Origin of the sequence: Nonomuraea sp. K271, assembly GCF_009908215.1 — a bacterium.
Taxonomy (GTDB): Bacteria; Actinomycetota; Actinomycetes; order Streptosporangiales; family Streptosporangiaceae; genus Nonomuraea; species Nonomuraea longispora.
Genome location: NZ_JAAAHR010000374.1, coordinates 1 through 1,322 on the forward strand (window position 1 = coordinate 1; position 1,322 = coordinate 1,322).

Consider the following 1,322-nt stretch of genomic DNA (forward strand, 5'->3'; position numbering starts at 1 on the left):
TGAAGCGCCCCGACTTTGATGGAGACCTCAACGGTTGATTCCGGCGGGTTCGTTGGGCTGGTGTTGAGCGTAGTAGAGAGCTTCGAACTCCTCTGGTGGCAGGTGTCCGATCGCTGAGTGCAGGCGGGTGGCGTTGAACCAGTCCACCCATTCGGCGGTGGCCAGTTCGACGTCGGCCAGGCTGCGCCAGGGTCCTCGGGGCTTGATCAGCTCGGTCTTGTAGAGGCCGATCTGTGATTCCATCAGGGCATTGTCGAGCGCGTCGCCGACGCTGCCGACGGAGGCGTCGATCCCGGCCGTCAGCAGATGCGTGGTGAACCGGAAAGACGTGTATTGACTGCCGGCATCGCTGTGGTGGATCAGCCCCGGCTCGACCGGCCGGCCGATACGCCCTCGCCGCCACAGGGCCATGTCCAGGGCGTCGAGGACGAGCGTGGTGTGCTTGGTCAGCGAGGCGGCCCAGCCGACGATCGCCCGGGAGTAGACGTCGACCACGAAGGCGACGTAGACGACACCGCACCAGGCGGCCACGTGGGTGAAGTCGGCCACCCAGGCAGCGTTCGGCCGAGTCGCGGTGAAGTCGCGTTGGAGGCGGTCGGCCGCCCGCTCATGGCTGGGGTCGGCCACGGTGGTGCGCACCTTCTTACCGCGCCCGGCGCCCTGCAGGCCGAGGGCGCGCATGCGCCGCTCGATGGTGCAGCGGGCCACCTGGTGGCCTTCGCGCTGCAGCTGATGCCAGATCTTGCGGGCGCCGTAGACGCCGTAGTTGTCGGCGTGGATGCGGGTGATGTGTTCGTCCAGTTCGGCGTCGCGCACGGCCCGCGCCGAGGGTGGCCGGTTCTTGGCGGCGTAGTAGGTGCTGGTGGAGATGGGGCAGCCGTGCTGGGTCAGGACACGGCAGATCGGCTCGACACCGAACACGTCGGCGTGCTGGTCGATGAAGGTCACGAGTGCGTGTGTGGCCGGTCGAGCTCGGCCGCGAAGAAAGCCGACGCGGCTTTCAAGATCTCGTTGGCGCGGCGGAGTTCGGCGTTCTCCCGGCGAAGCCGCTTCAGCTCTGCCGACTCATCCGTGGTGCGGCCGGGCCGGCTGCCCTCGTCGATCTGGGCCTGACGGACCCAGGTGCGTAGCGTCTCCGCGGTGCCGATGCCGAGCTTGGCCGCGACCGCGTTGATCGTGGCCCACTCGGTCGGGTAATCAGGCCGCACTTCGGCGACCATCCGCACCGCTCGACGGCGCAGCTCGGCGGGGTAGGGAGACTTACCTGGCATGGACTCGATCCTCTCAAGAGATCAAGTCTCCACCGAAGCCGGGGCGATTCA

The 1,322-nt window shown here is 67.7% G+C and carries 1 protein-coding gene; it reads right to left on the reverse strand.

What is annotated here, in order from left to right; genetic code table 11:
* Positions 1–27: 27 nt before the first annotated feature.
* Positions 28–1,271, reverse strand: a protein-coding gene (locus tag GUY59_RS47025; protein WP_138208852.1) for an IS3 family transposase whose coding sequence is annotated in 2 segments (ribosomal slippage) — positions 28–989 and positions 989–1,271 — 1,245 coding nt in all. Because the reading frame shifts where the segments join, the coding sequence is not laid out codon by codon here.
* Between the last annotated feature and the right edge of the window lie 51 nt (positions 1,272–1,322).